The sequence below is a fragment of the Stenotrophomonas bentonitica genome (assembly GCF_002887735.1).
Classification (GTDB): Bacteria; Pseudomonadota; Gammaproteobacteria; order Xanthomonadales; family Xanthomonadaceae; genus Stenotrophomonas; species Stenotrophomonas bentonitica_A.
On sequence record NZ_PKQP01000003.1, the window covers coordinates 1 to 15,559 of the forward strand.

The 15,559-nt window shown below is 63.2% G+C and carries 16 protein-coding genes; 1 reads left to right on the forward strand and 15 read right to left on the reverse strand.

The features are described 5' to 3' along the window. The 6 genes from C0R07_RS07045 to C0R07_RS07070 form a co-directional block, all read right to left on the reverse strand. Positions 1-725: hypothetical protein (locus tag C0R07_RS07045; protein ID WP_146027583.1), on the reverse strand; the 725-nt coding region annotated here is incomplete at its 3' end. A 145-nt stretch (positions 726-870) separates the two neighbouring features. Further along, the gene (locus C0R07_RS07050; RefSeq protein ID WP_146027584.1) at positions 871-1,083 is read right to left on the reverse strand and encodes a hypothetical protein; all 213 of its coding nucleotides are present in this window, start codon (positions 1,081-1,083) and stop codon (positions 871-873) included. Between the two features lie 61 nt (positions 1,084-1,144). Continuing rightward, positions 1,145-1,447: a hypothetical protein gene (locus C0R07_RS07055; RefSeq protein WP_102788518.1), complete on the reverse strand. Its 303-nt coding sequence runs from the start codon at positions 1,445-1,447 to the stop codon at positions 1,145-1,147. 72 nt (positions 1,448-1,519) lie between these two features. Continuing rightward, a complete protein-coding gene (locus C0R07_RS07060) occupies positions 1,520-2,389 on the reverse strand; it encodes a BRO-N domain-containing protein (RefSeq protein ID WP_102788519.1) in 870 nt (289 codons plus the stop codon). 559 nt (positions 2,390-2,948) lie between these two features. After that, a complete protein-coding gene (locus C0R07_RS07065) occupies positions 2,949-3,563 on the reverse strand; it encodes a hypothetical protein (protein WP_102788520.1) in 615 nt (204 codons plus the stop codon). Positions 3,564-3,635: 72 nt separating this feature from the next. Beyond that, positions 3,636-3,989 carry a hypothetical protein gene (locus C0R07_RS07070; RefSeq protein WP_102788521.1) on the reverse strand — a complete coding sequence of 118 codons (354 nt, stop codon included), beginning with the start codon at positions 3,987-3,989 and terminating at the stop codon, positions 3,636-3,638. A gap of 96 nt (positions 3,990-4,085) precedes the next feature. Between C0R07_RS07070 and C0R07_RS07075 the strand changes: the two genes are divergently transcribed. After that, positions 4,086-4,751 carry an SOS response-associated peptidase gene (locus C0R07_RS07075; protein ID WP_102788522.1) on the forward strand — a complete coding sequence of 222 codons (666 nt, stop codon included), beginning with the start codon at positions 4,086-4,088 and terminating at the stop codon, positions 4,749-4,751. Positions 4,752-4,784: 33 nt separating this feature from the next. Here C0R07_RS07075 and C0R07_RS07080 read toward each other — a convergent pair whose 3' ends face one another. The 9 genes from C0R07_RS07080 to C0R07_RS19880 are packed head-to-tail and all read right to left on the reverse strand — an operon-like array spanning position 4,785 to position 15,504. Further along, entirely contained in the window at positions 4,785-7,805 is a 3,021-nt protein-coding gene (locus tag C0R07_RS07080) for a hypothetical protein (RefSeq protein ID WP_102788523.1), read from the reverse strand. 8 nt (positions 7,806-7,813) lie between these two features. Next, positions 7,814-8,200: a hypothetical protein gene (locus tag C0R07_RS07085; protein WP_102788524.1), complete on the reverse strand. Its 387-nt coding sequence runs from the start codon at positions 8,198-8,200 to the stop codon at positions 7,814-7,816. Further along, positions 8,197-8,847 carry a hypothetical protein gene (locus tag C0R07_RS07090; protein WP_102788525.1) on the reverse strand — a complete coding sequence of 217 codons (651 nt, stop codon included), beginning with the start codon at positions 8,845-8,847 and terminating at the stop codon, positions 8,197-8,199. The genes C0R07_RS07085 and C0R07_RS07090 overlap by 4 nt, the downstream gene beginning before the upstream one ends. Continuing rightward, entirely contained in the window at positions 8,844-11,366 is a 2,523-nt protein-coding gene (locus C0R07_RS07095) for a phage tail protein (protein WP_102788526.1), read from the reverse strand. The genes C0R07_RS07090 and C0R07_RS07095 overlap by 4 nt, the downstream gene beginning before the upstream one ends. After that, positions 11,359-11,688, reverse strand: a complete 330-nt coding sequence (locus C0R07_RS07100) for an NlpC/P60 family protein (RefSeq protein WP_102788527.1) — start codon at positions 11,686-11,688, stop codon at positions 11,359-11,361. The genes C0R07_RS07095 and C0R07_RS07100 overlap by 8 nt, the downstream gene beginning before the upstream one ends. After that, positions 11,685-12,164, reverse strand: a complete 480-nt coding sequence (locus tag C0R07_RS07105) for a DUF1833 family protein (protein WP_167390331.1) — start codon at positions 12,162-12,164, stop codon at positions 11,685-11,687. The genes C0R07_RS07100 and C0R07_RS07105 overlap by 4 nt, the downstream gene beginning before the upstream one ends. After that, positions 12,164-12,580 (reverse strand): hypothetical protein, encoded by a 417-nt coding sequence (locus C0R07_RS19875; RefSeq protein ID WP_167390332.1) that lies wholly within the window; start codon positions 12,578-12,580, stop codon positions 12,164-12,166. Before C0R07_RS19875 ends, C0R07_RS07105 begins: the two co-directional genes overlap by 1 nt. Continuing rightward, a complete protein-coding gene (locus tag C0R07_RS07110) occupies positions 12,573-15,353 on the reverse strand; it encodes a phage tail tape measure protein (RefSeq protein ID WP_102788529.1) in 2,781 nt (926 codons plus the stop codon). The genes C0R07_RS19875 and C0R07_RS07110 overlap by 8 nt, the downstream gene beginning before the upstream one ends. After that, positions 15,346-15,504, reverse strand: a complete 159-nt coding sequence (locus C0R07_RS19880; RefSeq protein ID WP_167390333.1) for a hypothetical protein — start codon at positions 15,502-15,504, stop codon at positions 15,346-15,348. Before C0R07_RS19880 ends, C0R07_RS07110 begins: the two co-directional genes overlap by 8 nt. Positions 15,505-15,559 lie beyond the last annotated feature (55 nt).

Here is a 15,559-nt window from a genome sequence, read left to right on the forward strand (position 1 = left end):
GCGCGAAAGTGGAGCTTGACTCGCTGATACAGCTTATCTTCCGATTGATCACGCTTTTCAACCGCTGCTGGAATCTTCCGTGACGTCTCAGGCGACATTACCTCGATGTCACCATCTGCCGACATTAAATCCAATCCCACTCCCTGAGTACGCGCCGGAGTAAGCATGTCGACGCCAGCTTTGGCGGCAGCGATCTTTTGCTGATTCGTCATTGACTTTTCAAGCGCCTCAGCGAATTTCTCAGGGCTCTTTTCATACGCCTCAGCGCCAATGGTGACGATGACGTTGTTGTCACCATTGACAGTGACCAGCCCGCCAACGGGAGCTGCCGGCGTCGAATCCTTCTGATAATAGGCAATACCCACAACAGCGATTCCGACAAGGAGCGAGCCTGCTACCCAGCCTTTCACCACCGTCTCTCCCTTATCGTTCTTGGACACAAACTTGGCTCGAATCGAGCCGATGAACTTGTCGAAGTGCTTCTTACTGCCAAAGACCAAACTGACGACCGTTTCTTCAATCAACGATCCCTCTTCCACAGACGCAACGGTGAGCTCAGCTCGCTTGACCGTGGCACCGGTCAGTACACGAATCGCCTTGGGAAAGCGCGTTGTGACCAATCGTTCCATGCCGCGCAAAGAAGCGACAACGTCGTCAACGCTGACAGGCGCGGCCGTGTTGAACCGAATCTTATTTTCCAGATATACAACATATTCCTGCGCCATCCCTGCCCTGCCACGTTCAATAGGAAAGCGGCAGTCTAGCTGAACCAGTTGTGAGTAGGCGAGCCAAACCGAGGTTTAATGGCTGGCCCACTAGCCTCCATCAATGAATCACCCTTGCCTTGGAACCAGCTTCGGGGTCAGTTGTTCAGGCTGCCTGAGAGTCGTCGAAGGGTTGCAGCCGGTTGGCGATACCGTCAAACCGCGCGGCCTCTGCCCGCAGCCGGGCCGCCCCGCGCCGGCGTGTCGCCTTCGCCCGCCAGTCGCCACTGTGATTGCTGTCCAGATCGTCGGCCTGCTGCCATAGCGATGCCGCCTTCGCGCGCGCCCAGCGCGCCTTTCCCATGCTCTTCTGATCCATGCAGCTACTGTCGCCGCCGGCGGTCGCACGCGCCGATACGGAGGCAACGCCGGCTGACTGCCTACCAGGTACGGTTCTTTCGCTGGGCAGCGCGGGCCACTTCACGCTGATCGATCTCCAAGCGAAGCCGCTGCTGATGCCTGACCGCCCACAGCTCCGACCCGATTACGCCCTGCTCGTAGCTGGTGCATAGCCGGCGTCCGCGGTGCTGATCGTCAAGATGACGGTCCACCTCGACCCACCAGATCTTATCGTCCACCCGCTGCGACAGGCGCAGCACCTCTGTCATGCCGCAGTAGATGGCATCCGGGAGTTCATCAGGGCGGCTGGCGACCGAGCGCCAGCGGAAGTCGGGAGGAAGCATGGCCGCAGGATATGACCGACCGGTCGCAGGTATTGATACAACGGAAAAGCCCCGCCGAAGCGGGGCTCTGGATCAGGCGGCCCTGGAGGCACCTAGGCCAACGAGGTCGAGAAGTTCGACGAACCGATGCTGGTAGTAATGAGGCTGTGTCTGTCGAGGGCTTTCGGGCGAAGTGACATTCTTCCCGAATCGACCGCCCGCGGCCGTAATCGACCAGAACTTCTTTGTACCCGTCCGGGTGGAGGAGCGGGATACGTGCTCAAGGATGCCTGCCGCCTCGAGCATCTTGTTGACCCGCTGGGCGCTCATGCCGATCTTGAAGTCCTCGAGCAACCGGGTCAGCGGGAAGGTCACGTCGCTGCTCGTGGCATCGGAGCCGTTCGATGCGTCCACCGCATACTGCGGCAGAAGGTCTTGATGGCCAACCTTGCTGCCTAGCCGCTGGTACATGCCCAATGTGACAGAGGGGGCAAGCCTAAGCGCGCGAGCTGCTGATTCAATCAGCGCACATCCGTCACCGACGAGGCCAAGGGGCTGTGGTTGCTGGTAGCCCCCAGTCTTTCGAATGCTCGGCAAGACCTCTTCAAAGATCCAGCGCTCGAAACGCTCTGCATCCGGCAGTCGGCTATTAGCTACCAGACGGAAAAGATCTGGCTCGCTGATGATCCGGGCCTCCTGGATTCGGCCCAAACCATCGACGATGGGGTGGCGTTTCACCACCCCACGGCAGTGCTGCTTCATCGCATTGGTGGGATCGGCATATCCGAGCGCTTCAGCGACGTCCTTCCCCACAAACCACGGGGCGCCGCCGATTTCCACAGCACGGACGCTGATGGACTCGAAGCGGAACGGAAGCACCGGCGTGCCCGGGTGATTTTTTGCCGAATTCGGCACAACAGGGATAGCCGCCAAGGCGGACGGGTTGTTAGTAAGGCTACTCATATCAACGAAATCCTTATGAAATCATGGGTTTAGTTAAAAATGAGCGGCGCGCTACACTGGCGTATACCCATTGACATAACCGTCAACAGAGTTCTACTATTTTTCCTGTCCGGGGGTGGAAGCCCGGGCAAGACGCCAAGCTCAGCTTGCCGCGTTAAAGGGGAAAAAAACTTCAGGCCCGTCTGATTAAGCCCAGGCGGGCCTTTTCTTTGCCGGCGGAAAATGCTTCCGTGCCGACAAATCGAAGATAGTGAGGCTCTTGGGGGGCGTCAACGGCATTTGTAGTGAATTTCCCCAAACCCTTGCGGCGCAAGGACCCGTCAAGACAGGCGACCTTCAAACGGCCCGGACCTGTCGAAAACAATTGCGCAGTCAAGTGAAAGTGTGCTGCGAATTTGCAAACAGTCAGGGGAGCGGCAGTCGCCCTTGGCCAGCTGGGTGCAGACCATGCGAAGGCCCGGAGCACAGGCAGGGGATGGTTAGGCGCGGGCCGAGTCGACCGGACCCCGATCAGACGCGGCGGTCCGTCAGGGCCGCCCGAAGGCACCGACTAGGCCTGTCAGATGGTGCCGAGATCCCGCACGAGCGCCTCACCTCGCTGCAGGAAGGCCGCGATGAGCCGCCCGCCGGCGACGTGCCGCCCCTCCTCTTCATTCACATAAGCGGCCTGCCGGCTCCCAGCGGCGAGGATCGCGTCGGGATGGAAGCTATCGGGGAGATCCCGCAACGGCTGACCTGGCGCAGCTATCCCGCCGACCAGCGCGGCGATATGGGTGGGCTGCTCAACAACTGACTTCGCGTAGGCGGTGCCGACGATGCGGCTTTGGGCCTTGGACCAGCCCACCACAACAATCTCCGCCTGCAACTGAGCCAAGTCCATATTGGCGTCCTGGGCCGCCTGGACGTATTTTGGCCAGAGCTGGTCCATGACGGGTCCGACCTCTCGCATGATCTGTTCAATGCTGAAGGCCTTCCGAAAACTCGCCTCAAGACACAGTTGATAGATGCGGAGGAAGAACTGCCCGGATCCCCGCCCAGCAACGACGATGTTGTGCTGGGGGATCAGCAGCAGCTTGGCACCCTCTGAGATCTCCCCGCTGACCGCGTCTTGAGCAAGGGTATCGACGGCCACGAATGCTCGCTCCGGCGTCATCAGGACATTGAGGATGCTCATGGGTGGCCGTAAGGAATAGGTCTCGCAACTATGACCTGCGGCCGGCAGAACTGTCCAACTGGGCTGCCGAGCTCAGGCCGTGTGGAGGCGGTCGGAGGCTCGTTCGGCATGGACACGGGCCAAGCACATGCCCGGCACCGACCAGCGGCCCTCATCATCGCGTTCCACATCCCAATCCGGGCCGGCCAGCGTTTCATCCAGTCGATGAGGCTTCCTCGCCGTCCGATAGATGGCGTCGGCAACGGCCTCCATTTCGGAGCCAAACCACCGGTAGCCATTGACGCAGATCGCCACGGGGTGATCGGAGGGATGGGGATAGCTGGGCACCAACTCCTGCAGCTGCCGCGCGGCCTCTCGGACGGTAATCTGGCGAAAATCCGGGGCGGCCGCCCAATGGTCGAGAATTCTCTCGGCGCCGGGCGTCATGGCGATCTCCTTCACTGGCCGGGCATCGGATAATCACGCGGGACCGGTCAAAGTGATGCGAAAGAAGCGTCCCTGACTGGGGCACGGGATCACACAATGTGCGGCCGATTCGTCCAGACCCCGATCCGAAACGCTGACACCCTGGGCTTCCCCCAGCTGGTCGGCGACCTCATGTCGATCCCTGAAAGCTACAACCTGGCGCCGACGCAGCGCGCGTCCGTGATCCTCGATCGCGGCACCGGCCTCCAGGTCACCCGCTTGGCGTGGGGCCTGCTCCCCTTCTGGGCCAAGGCCAAGAAGCTGCAGGGCTCCACGATCAATGCCCGCATCGAGACGGTGGCCACCAAGCCGGCCTTCCGGTCGGCGTTCAAGAAGCGCCGCTGCCTGATCCCCATGGCCGGCTACTACGAGTGGTCGGTCAACGCCCAAGACAAAAAGAAGGATCCGTGGTTCATCCACGCGACCGGGCCGTTGCTGGCCGCCGGGCTGTGGGAAGACACCAGCCCCCTGCTCGACCCGGACAACCTGGGCACCTTCACCGTGATCACCGGTGACAGCAGCGGAGTGTCGGCCGATATCCACGACCGCATGCCGGTGTGGTTGCAGGCCGGCCAGGCCGATGAGTGGCTGGCCGCATCGCCCGAAGATGCCATGGCGATGCTGATGGCCAGCGAGCCGCCGGCGATGGAGGCCTACCGCGTCAGTCGCGCGGTGAACACCCCACGCAACAACAGCGAGGAACTGCTAACTGCAGTCGCGTGAAGGGTGCCCGGCAGTCGTAGGCTAGCCACCCTTTCAATCCAACCAGGATGCGAGACGGGCGCCCAGGTAGCGATGCTCTCGCGGACCCGGATGGACGTCCAGCGTAGCGGCGCTGAAATCGTTGGCCGACAGGCTCAGCGCACCAAGCACCGCGTCGTCGTACAGCAGCTCCGTGGACACATACGCTGCCCCGCAGGCATATGCAGCCTCGCGCAACGCACGCTGGGTGTATCGCCAGTTCCCGTTGGTGTGGCTGGTGTGCAGATCGTTTGCGTTCGGGCGGAAGCACCCCATGACCAGCACCGCGGCGCCGGCCGCCTGGAATGCCTGACAGATCGCGATGACGTTGGCGCGAGTGGTGGCCTGGCCGAGCTCGTTCTGGCCGAAACCGATGATGACCAGATCGCCGGCGGTTACGTCAGCCACCGCCGCCCCCAGCCGCACGCTGTCCTGCCCCTGATACGTGGCGTTGGCAGAGGTGGTGCCGGGGATACTGCGGTTGCGCATGGTGACCGGACCACCATACCCAGCCTCCATGGCCCTGATCAGCTCCCACACCATGCCGAAGCGCGTGTGCACTGCTCCCGCGCCATCGCCGTTGTCGTACACCGGTACAGCCGCCAGAACGTCGGCTCCATACGGCGGATTCGCGAGCAGACCATTCACGTCCTTGGTCCGGTCGTGGAACTGGGTGTTGGCCGTCGACCGCACAGCAGCGAGGTTGTACGCCCCGCCCATCTGGGCGAAGTTGCTGTCTCCGTAGGGAAGAACGACCAGCCCCTGCCCCTTGCGCAGCTTGCGCAGCACCGGTCGCAGGATGCGTTGATTGCGGACAAGTTCGGCCTGCGCCTCCGCCAAGGAACGTCGCTTCACCCCCTCGGGTGCGTTATCCCAGAGCGGCACAATGATGCGCGCCTGCACATCGACCGCGAACAACGGCAGCTGCCCGACGCCGGCGACGGGCACGAACTCGCTCGCATCGCGAACGCGCTCTTCGCCCGTGATGACGGAAACCACTCCGGTCAACGGCGTGTAGACGATCAAGTCATAGCGCCGAGCCTTCCATGCATAACTGACCAGCACTGCACGCTCCGCCCCTGTGGTTCCCGGCAGGGAGAATGCACCTAGGGCGGGAATCGACCAATAGTCCGTCTCCGGCACCAAGCTCCCACCGCTGCCAACGTCCTTGACCGAGACCGTAGTCAACGCCGCATGCGCGACACGATCGCGCAGATAACTCCAGGTCTTTGCGGCGCCACCAGCCGGCCGAAGGGTGATGGCCTCATCAGCCACCGATCCACCGGTGAGCGGCGCAAGGGACAAGGATGCCTCGATTACACGGCTGCCACCGCTGCGACCGGCCTTGCCCTTGACCACGATGCTGTTCCCCTGCCACTTGGCAGACGCTTCAGCAATGACGTCACCGACCCATGCCTCCTCGGTGCCGGCGCCTTGGTCAATCTGGTAGCCAGTGAGCGTGAAGTCATATGCAAACCGGTAGGTCGTTGAGCTGGCGCCGTTAGACCAAGAGGATACGGGACCGCTGCGCCAGAACTTGCGGTACTGATCGGCGACCAAGCCCGAGACACTTCGGTAGGTGATCGCGCTGAGCAGACGCGCGCCCGCAGCATCCTGCGCTTCGATCACCAGGTAGTACATCGTCGCCGCTGCGATCGCGAATCGCGGCAACGGGAAGTTCACCGGGGTCATCGACGGGGCGCCCGGGACCACGCCCAGACTGTCGACGCTGGCCTCGTAGGTTCCCACCAGTACGTCGCCGGTGAAACCCGGCGCCTGGTCCTGCCACGCTGCTCCACGCGGGCGGGAATAGAGCGACGCAACGATCTTGGCCGTACCGTTGTCGACGATAAGCGGTACGGTCGCGCCATCAACCTCTGTGCCCGCAGACACATCCAAGCCGCCCACGATTCCGATCGCCCAAGTGTAACGACCTGTCGGGAGTGAGAATTCGTTCTCGCCGGCCAGACGCGCCACTGACTGGGGTCCGCGAGGGATCACCTGGTTGATCGCTGCCTCGAACGCTTCGAGTGCCCGGGAGCGAGCATCAAGCTCAGCCGACCGGATCAACTCGGCCGCTCCGAGGTTCCATGCGATTGCCGACCCTGCCCCCATGTTGCTCCAGAAGCCAGCACCGGGGGTCGAGCGGTAGTAGCCCATTCGACGCTGCGTGAAGCCAGTTGCGCTCTGGTACCCCATACCCATGCCAACGGAAGTGCCAGCAGCGCTCCTGGAATCGAGAGTGACGAGGTAGGTGTACCCTTCCTCGGCGATCACTACTGGGACGGGAATCCACACAAGCGCCGCAAGCCCAACGGTCAACCCAAGCTCTGCGATGGGCATCGACTTGTTGGCTACAAGAATGTCACCCGCAAGCCCCGGACCTGCGCGATCCTGCGTTGACTCTGTCAGCGATCGACGCCAAATCGACACTTGCAAGGTAGCCGCGTCCGCCACAACCTGAAGCTGCGCCCGCACGCCATCAAAGCTGACTCCTGCAGCAATGTCGGTCCCAACATCGAATGCCTGCGTCCAGGACGAATAGCCAATACTCGATGCCACCAGAGCCGTAGGCGTGCGCGCAACGCGTAGCTGGTACTGGCTGGAACGTACTGCGTCCGTGAGAGGGTCGATCTGTCGGATTGCTGGCAGGGATTCACGCTCCAAACCGAGCAGGTCACTGGCCTCAGCTTTGCTGGCCAGCATGTCCTCGCGGAGAAACTGCCAAGCCGAACCATCCCAACGGTACTGGCCTGCACCAACCCCAGTGGCGACGAAAGCACCCTGCCCTTCGAAGGTTCCTGCCTTCGCCTGAAGCTCGCTCAAGGTCGCCGTGTAAATTGCGTTCGTGGACTGCCCTGCCTTGAGCGCGTCGATCTCAACCTGCGCAGCCTTCGGGGTGGGCAAATCAACAATCGGAAACGCAGCGAGGGAATCCGATGTACGGACCACACCCACGAGAGCGTCGGCCCTTCCGGCTGGCCGCTTGGGAAGATCCGCCGCCGGAATGATCTGTCGGCCATCAATCGTCGTCATCGTCTCTCCTAGAGAACAGCCGAGGCATCGACGGCCCCGGTATCAATGTTGGCCAGGGCCAGTGCCTGGCGGATGCTCACGTCCAGCAGCACCTGGTCGGACCAGACCACCAGCTGCGGCGGCTCCCCGAGAAGTGCCAACAGCACGTCCCGGGCGACTTCGTCGGCCTTGGCCGGTCGGGGGTCGCTGTGCTGGAACTCGCGCTCGATGGCCTTGCCGTCCGTGCCGATCAGCGGCAGCCCGGCATCGGTGATGGCCCGGGCCCACCCACGGAACAGGATCTGCCCTCCCTGCAGCGTCCTGGTGCAGACGACCGCCACCAGGTCTCCGGTGTCCAGCTCGACCACCGTCTGACCGGACTCGGCAGCGACCCCGTCTTTCTTCACATAGCTCATTTCAACACTTCCTCATATGCGGGATTTCTGACGCCGCCGCTCCCGCCGCCGCCGCCGATGCCGCCACCGCCGCTGCCACTGGAGCCGGCGGCGGGGAACTGGATCTGCAGGGCACTGATGGCGACGTTGCCATTGGCGTTGGCCGACTCGACCACGTTGGTTGTTACTCGCAGCTGCTTGCTGCCGCCCTGCAGCAGCGGGTCGCTGTAGTACAGGTAGACGGTGACCTTCTGACCTGCCGTGCCGGTCAAGCTGGCGCTGCTGGCTGCGTAGGAGACCTGCACCGAGCCGATGACCAAGGTGCCTGCGGTCACGCTGATGGTGGCCACCGAAGCGCCGTCGGCGTCGCTTGCCGCGGCGAACGTCACCGAGGTCGCCATATCCCACATCGACTGCTGGTTGCCGACGTTCGGCAGCGCCGCCGCGCCCACACGGTTGGTGTCAGGCACATTCACCGCCACGTCGATCCATTCCGAGGATCGCCCGTTGACGCCGATGGATCGCATCTGCAGGTCGTAGGGCGTGCCCCGCTGCAGCTCACGAACGACAAACACCTGCCCTGCCACCTGGCTGCGGTACTGCCACGCCGTGTCCGGCGCGCCTACTTCGCGGAACCGAAGCTCATACGACGCGATCGCGACGGTCACTGGAGCATCTCCACTGTGTTGTAGCCATGGCGCGGCGCGGTGCCGATTCGGACCACTGCGGTGGGAATGCCGGCATCGTCCACCTCATCGTTCACCGGGTCCGACACCGCCACGGTGACCTTGGGCGCCGCCGGGACGCCGTAGTCGCGGCCGCTGATCTCGCTCACGATGCCCTCGGGCGGATTCTTCCAGTAGGCGTCCACGCGCTCGTCGTACGCCACAGCGGTAAACGAGGACGACAGGTCTTCGGAGTAGCGCACGCCAGTGATGATCAGCGTGGTCATCTCCAACCCGCGCTCGCCCACCACGACACGGTCACCGACCACGGCCGAAGCAGGCCGGCTATCCGTGTAGAAGGTATCGCTGAACGCGCTATGCGGCCGGCAGTTCACCTTCCGCTTTGCGCCGCCCGCCGTGCGCGTCTGAATGCCATAGAGCTTCAGCGGGTCGGTGTAGATCTCCGTGTCCAGCTTCACGGTGGCGCCGTCAGTACCTTCCGGAGTGCCGTTGACCACACTCACGATGCGGCCCCAGCCGGTGCCCCATTCGGCCACATCGTGCGCCACGTCCACGACATCGCCACGGACGATCCCAAGCCCAGAGATATCGGTGGTGAAGCTGTAGACCGTGCTGCGGTAGAGACCCTGTGCCATGTGATACCTGGCAACGCGCCACGCCTGCTTCGCCAGCATGGCCCATTCCAGCCGCAGCGTTTCGAACAGGGTCGCCACCGGCTCGGTGGAGGGGTTTCCCCGTGCGTCGACGCCGCGATAGCTGTAGCCGTCCTGGACGACGATGATCTCGTCGTCCTGCCAGTCCGCATCCGGGTTCTTGAACTGCACGCGCAGAGCGTGGGGCAGCTTGATGAACTGCCGGCTGCCGTTGAATTCCTTGATGTCCAGAGGCGACAGCTCGGCGGTGGCAGCGGAACTGTTCCGGTCGAAGACAACGCAGTAGCGACCATCCCTGTTGCCGATGTCACCCAGGCCGCAGGCCAGAACCTTGCTCAGCAGATCGCGCGCGGTCATCTGAGCATCGACCACCATCCGGCAGTCCAGAGCATTCGCCGAGCAGTGCGCGGCGAAGTCGGCGAACGAGTTCAGGTCGATGCGGGACGCAGGCACATGCTCGGCCAAGGCCTGGCACCGCGTCATCAGCCAGTAGGCGATCCATGCCGGATTCCGCGTGTACTGGTCGCTCCAGGTGTTGGTGCTGCGGTTGTAGACCGGCACCATCGACCGGGCCAGAACGCTGAAGGTCTGCAGGGTGCCGGACAGCTGGTCGGTGCCCTTGACGCGCACATTCAGCTTGGACGTTCCCGTCGTGCTCGGGGACGTATAGCGGACGCTCCGGAAGGAGGTCCAGATGGCGCCATCGGCCCAGGTCCGATTGGTCTGGTTCTTGCGCGCCACGCGGGTGACGCGCACCTCGTACTGACCGCTGTCGATGTCCCATGCGATACCCGATGCGAAGGGATCACGGGTTTGATCCCAGCTCAGGTAGAGGCCCGGCGCCGGCGGCGTGGTCGGGTACTCGCTCGCCCCAGCAGTCCAGGTGCCGAGCAGCTTCGATAGCCGCGGCGCTGGGGGCGTCAGCCAGATGGTTGTGCCAACCCGGCGATACTCCACACGCCACAGCACCCACATCGGCCAGCCCTTGTTGAGGGAGTCGCCAAATACCTTGAGGCCGTTGGAGAACAACAGGTCGAGGCTGATTGCGTCCACCCCTTGCGCGGTAGTGCGCAGAACCTGGTCGCCTTCGGAATTCATCGTCGCGTTGACCGCCTGCTCGTCAACGTCGTTGGTGTACAGCTTCGGGGCTGCACCACCGGGCCAGGACAGCTCCCACTGGAAGTCCTGATAGCTCTGCACGGGGGTATCACCGATGCGAAGATCGGAGATGTTCAGCGCCCCGAAGCCGAGGTCGAACATGCAGCACTGGTAGGCGTCGTAGCCCACAACGTCGGTGTAGGGAATGGCAGCGTGCGTCGGGAAGAACCGGTGTTCGCCAAGGATCAACGGGATGGCGCCATAGGGGTTGATCTGGTTGGAGCTGCCCGTCAGGGCATTCCATGACCGCTGGGCTTCCGAACCACCCTCGGTCGACATTGGCACGGCAACCAGAGCATTCACTGCCAGAGACGCGACGAGCGTGATGCCTGACGCGATCGCATTGCCCGCAGCAGCGCTCCAACCCGCGCCCTTGGCCAGCGAAGCGCCCCAGCCCGGGGCGTAGTACGCCACCACGATCATCGCCACAGCGGCCAGGATCTGCCGCGCGCCGCCCTTGGCCAGTCCCTGCCGCAGCACGTCGACACGCACGCCGGCCTTGGGCCGCAGGCGGCCCCAAGCCTCGCGTGGCACCACATATCCACCGACCCGGACCACAACGTCGGCTGAGATCTCCGCGCCGCCGGCGGCGTCACTGAGCATCTGCAGCAGGGTCTGCCCGGGCTGGGCATAGACCACGCCTGGCGCATCGAACTCGTGCCCCCGCAGGTGCAGCGGAACCTCATTCATCATTCTTCCCCATGTATCGATAGAAGCCAGCGATGCGCGCCTCCCACATGGGGGAGCCCAGCCGCTCGATGCGGCTGGTGCGGCCCAGCTCCACGTGCAGGAACTCGCCGCTGCCCATGCACACACCGACGTGCCAGGGCCTGCCTGCGCTGTTGAAGACGACCACGTCGAAGCGCTCGGGCATCTCAACCTCGGCCCAGGCGGTGGCATCGGCAGGCGCTGCCACGTCGGGCATGGGGATGCCCTGCTCCGCCAGCACCATGCGAGCGAACTCCCGGCAGAACTTGTCGCCCCGGTAGGGGATGCCGATCCACTTCCTCATACGAACAGCCCGGGCGAGTTTGACGGCGTGTAGCTCTGGGCAGGCACGCCCTGGTTGAGGAAGTCTTCCTGATAGCCGATCTGCACACCCAACTCCATGATGTCGAAGTCCACCTGCAGCACGGCGAAGTTGAACGGCCCCATCTCCACCACGGTGGGCTGGCTCGCCAGCACGGCCTCCAGACGCACCTGCGGGCGCGGTCCCTGCAGCGCCTTGATTTGCCGGGTGATGTCGCGGTCGACGTTGTCAATGCGCAGTCCGACGTTCGGCGTCGCGTCGTCCGTGTCGTCGGGGAACGATGCCTCGAACGGGTACGGCTGCCAGACGGTACTTCCCCGTACCACGGGCTCGGTGTTGTTGACGATCCGGATAGTCTGCAGATCCGGGTGGGTGATGGTGAGCAGGCACAGCCATGTTTCGGCCGTGTCCTCCGCCAGAATGGATCTGGCGGCTGCGGCTGAGAGGACGCGTGGCATCAGGTTGTCGGCCAGTTGTTGGTGTCGTGGATGTCGAGCAGGAACTGACCGTCTGCGTTGGCTACGATCAGCAGGCTGAGTTCTGCCCGCCACATGTCCTGCCATTTGACGTAGCTGGGTCGCGCCGTGAACTTGTAGATAGCCCGGCTCTGCCCCGCGCCAGACCACCGCCAGTCCCACCAGTAGAACGGGAGCACGCGCCGGGCGCTGATGCTGTAGAAGTCCAGCAACGTCTTCAGTTGCGACGGCTCCAAGTAGAGCCGGCACTTGAACGCTTCGAGAGAACTGGTCCGGACCGGGCGCGTCTTAGTCCCCGCCCCCATGGTCGATCGCATGACGTCCTCACCGTGTGGCGCGTAGTCCAGGCTCTCGTTCTCGGGGTCGGGGATGCTCGATGGCATGTAGAGATCAACCACCTCGGTTCCCCCTGTAGGCCAGCCCGTATCGGCTGCGGAAGTCGTTGTCGAACGATCCGCCACGGATCTCGCCACGGATCAGATCGCGCAGGGACACCCTGATATCCAGGTCACCGGACGGGCCCATCTCTGCCTGAACCCCGCTGGAGTCGCCTTTGGCGCCATCGATGTAGACGTTGACAGCCCCGCGAGCCATTGCCGCGGCAGCAGCGCGCGGTGCACCCACCACGCCACCATTCGCATACCCGCGCAGGCCCAGTCGCATCGCCTCCACAATCCCGACGCCACCAGCGCGCGCGACGTCGGCCTGGGACCAGACCACCTCGCCCGCGTGAACGATGCCGCGCGGATCATGCTTGGCGCCGTCGCCGGTGTAGCCGCCTTCAGCCTTGCCGTTCCGCATCAGGCGCTGGAACAGCTCGTCGTTGATGGTCGACGTGCCCTGGGTGACAGCCGTGTTGCCTGCGGTGTTGATGGAACCGGACTGCGCCGCGAAGGAGCCGCTGATCCAGTTGCCGATGCCCACGATGGCCTGCTTGATCTGGATCCGGGACAGATCGGCCAGCACCGACTTCGTCAGGTCCGAGAAGCTCAGCTTGCCGGTGGTCGTGAACCGAACCCAGGCGTCCTCGAATCCGCCGACTACGCTGGTGACCGTGTCGCCCATCTGCTCGGCGTAGTTGCTCGCCTCCTGCTGATAGTTGGCCCACGCAGCGGCCGCCCCAGACAGCCAATTGCCTTCAGCTTGGCGCAGCTCCTCATAACCGTCCTTGATCAGCTGCAGCCGGTCGAGCGTCTTCGCGTGAAGAAGCGCCTTCTCCTCCTCAAAGGTCACTTGGTCGATCTGATCAGCGTTCCGTTGAAGGCTCAGTTCCCTGAGCTTGTCCGCTTCATCTGCGATCGCGTCGTTGATGCGCTGCTGAATCTCATACTCGCGATCACCCATCCCGACGCGTTGTGCCTGGGTTGCCAGCTGTCGTGCAAGAGCTGCGTTGCTGGCATCGAGTGCTCCAGCGTAGGCCTTGACCGCATTCTCACGAGCCTTCGCGGTCTTTTCCTCCTCGGTCTTGAGAACATCCAGAGCCGCGGCGCCCTCGATGCGCACCTTTGTAAGCCGTGCCTCCAGTTCGCCGATCTGGCGGTTCACACCGATTGCTTCCTTGCCCCCCACCGTCTGCTTTTGCAGATAGTCGATCTGCTGCTGCAATGACCTTGCCTGCGCTTCAGTGCTCTCCTGTGCGAATTCGCGCATCCGACTGTAGTACTCGGAAGCAGTAATTTCGCGTGCCGAGAATTGCGCACGCAGCAGTTGTGTGCCGGCAGTAATCTGGGCCTGCTCAGCGATCAGGTCATCTTTGTAACCATGCAAGCCTGCAGCGCGCGCCGCCGAACCGTTTCCGGCCTTCGGCTTCTCTTTGTACTTCCTCTCGATCGCGGCAACGGCTGCCGATCGGCGTTCTTCGATTGCCCGGACCTCATCCAGTAGGCCGGATGCCTGTGCCGTGCGACGGGCAACCTCAGCCTCGCCATTGATGCGTTGGACCTCTTCGCGCTTCTTGTCCTCTTTGCTGGCCTGAGCGCCGATGATGGTGTCCATTTCGGCGACGAAGTCCGTCGATGCTGCTTGCGCAGCCTTGACCTCCGCGTCTTTCCGCTCCTTGATCAAGTCGGTGGCCAGTGCCTTGATTTTGGCAGACCGATCCTTCACATCCTTCTCGAGAGCCGAGATGACCATGGGATTTTGAGCCCTGGGGTCATCCGATGCCGCCAGTGCATTCAGCCGGGCAAGGTCACGACGGTTGTCGGCAAGCATCTTCTGCAGCTGGTCGGCCTGTGGTCCAAAACCCATGTTGTTCTGCATCACTGCCCATGCTCTGCTGGACTTCACCATCAGCTCGTCCCAGCCGCGACCCAACCAATTTTGGCTTGCCCGGACTTTGGCCAGTGCCATGACGGTTTCGTCGGCAGCAGCGCGGGTGATGACAGTGGCAGCGTCTTGGTTGCGCCCCTGCTCCTGCAGCGCCTTAACCTGCTCATAGAGCGCCACGGTCATGAAGTTGACCTGCTCGTTAAGCTTTTGAGCGTTCTTCAAAGGGTCTTGGGCGAGCTTGCCGTACAGCGCGACGGTGTCCTCGATGGCCTGGCCTGTCACTTCTTTCATCGCCACCGCTGCCGCCGCTACATCCTGCATATTCTGGACTGCTATACGGCCGTTGGACCCGATGGCCTGCGCTACCTCGGCACCAGCACCAGCAGTGACCTGCATCGCCTCACTCGTGCGCTGCGCCAAGGTTGTCAGCGTCAGCGTCGTAGCTGCCGCCTCGTTGCGCGATAGCACCAGCGCCTTGGTGTACGCCTCGGCCTGCTTCTCTGCGTCGTACCACGCGAAAACCACGAGCCCTACAGCGGCGGCGGCCACCGTATACGGGTTGACCAAGCCCAGCAATGCGGACGACACGCCCTTCAATGCCGGCTCGACGCCGCCGAAGCTGTCCTTGATCTGGCCACCTTGCTGCACCAGCACCGTGAAGAACGGCATGCCGCCCTGCAAACTGGTGAAGATGTCGGTGAACTGCGCAGGCAGCTGACGCATCGCCTGCGCGGTCTGGCCGGCGGAGACGCCCAGGTCGGTGATGTTGTTCTTTGCCGGCAGCGGCCGGGCCGCCTCGGTACGCACCTCGCGCAGCTGCCGGGTGAGCACACCCAGCCCCTGCCTGATGTCGGCCAGGTCCGCACTGATGCGGACGCGCAGATTCGCTGAAGGATCAGCCATGAGTAGCTCCTTGTTTTTGCTGCGCCGGGGCCTTCCCGCTCAATGCGGCCAGGTACTTCTGCCAGTCCGCCGGCTCGGCACCCATCGCCATGCGAGTGGCCACGGCGAACTGGGCGACGCGATCGAGGTCATCCTGAGCGGCGGCCTCCATGAAGCCGCGCAGCTGCGCCAGGGTGTATGTGATTACTTCCGGCAAACGATGGCCG

What these genes read in the sequence shown, in the direction of transcription:
- C0R07_RS07050 (WP_146027584.1), bottom strand. Translation starts at nt 1,083, where the DNA reads ATGGATCAGAAGAGCATGGGAAAGGCGCGCTGGGCGCGCGCGAAGGCG.
- C0R07_RS07055 (WP_102788518.1), bottom strand. Translation starts at nt 1,447, where the DNA reads ATGCTTCCTCCCGACTTCCGCTGGCGCTCGGTCGCCAGCCGCCCTGAT.
- C0R07_RS07060 (WP_102788519.1), bottom strand. Translation starts at nt 2,389, where the DNA reads ATGAGTAGCCTTACTAACAACCCGTCCGCCTTGGCGGCTATCCCTGTT.
- C0R07_RS07065 (WP_102788520.1), bottom strand. Translation starts at nt 3,563, where the DNA reads ATGAGCATCCTCAATGTCCTGATGACGCCGGAGCGAGCATTCGTGGCC.
- C0R07_RS07070 (WP_102788521.1), bottom strand. Translation starts at nt 3,989, where the DNA reads ATGACGCCCGGCGCCGAGAGAATTCTCGACCATTGGGCGGCCGCCCCG.
- C0R07_RS07075 (WP_102788522.1), top strand. Translation starts at nt 4,086, where the DNA reads ATGTGCGGCCGATTCGTCCAGACCCCGATCCGAAACGCTGACACCCTG.
- C0R07_RS07080 (WP_102788523.1), bottom strand. Translation starts at nt 7,805, where the DNA reads ATGACGACGATTGATGGCCGACAGATCATTCCGGCGGCGGATCTTCCC.
- C0R07_RS07085 (WP_102788524.1), bottom strand. Translation starts at nt 8,200, where the DNA reads ATGAGCTATGTGAAGAAAGACGGGGTCGCTGCCGAGTCCGGTCAGACG.
- C0R07_RS07095 (WP_102788526.1), bottom strand. Translation starts at nt 11,366, where the DNA reads ATGAATGAGGTTCCGCTGCACCTGCGGGGGCACGAGTTCGATGCGCCA.
- C0R07_RS07100 (WP_102788527.1), bottom strand. Translation starts at nt 11,688, where the DNA reads ATGAGGAAGTGGATCGGCATCCCCTACCGGGGCGACAAGTTCTGCCGG.
- C0R07_RS07105 (WP_167390331.1), bottom strand. Translation starts at nt 12,164, where the DNA reads ATGCCACGCGTCCTCTCAGCCGCAGCCGCCAGATCCATTCTGGCGGAG.
- C0R07_RS07110 (WP_102788529.1), bottom strand. Translation starts at nt 15,353, where the DNA reads ATGGCTGATCCTTCAGCGAATCTGCGCGTCCGCATCAGTGCGGACCTG.
- C0R07_RS19880 (WP_167390333.1), bottom strand. Translation starts at nt 15,504, where the DNA reads ATGGAGGCCGCCGCTCAGGATGACCTCGATCGCGTCGCCCAGTTCGCC.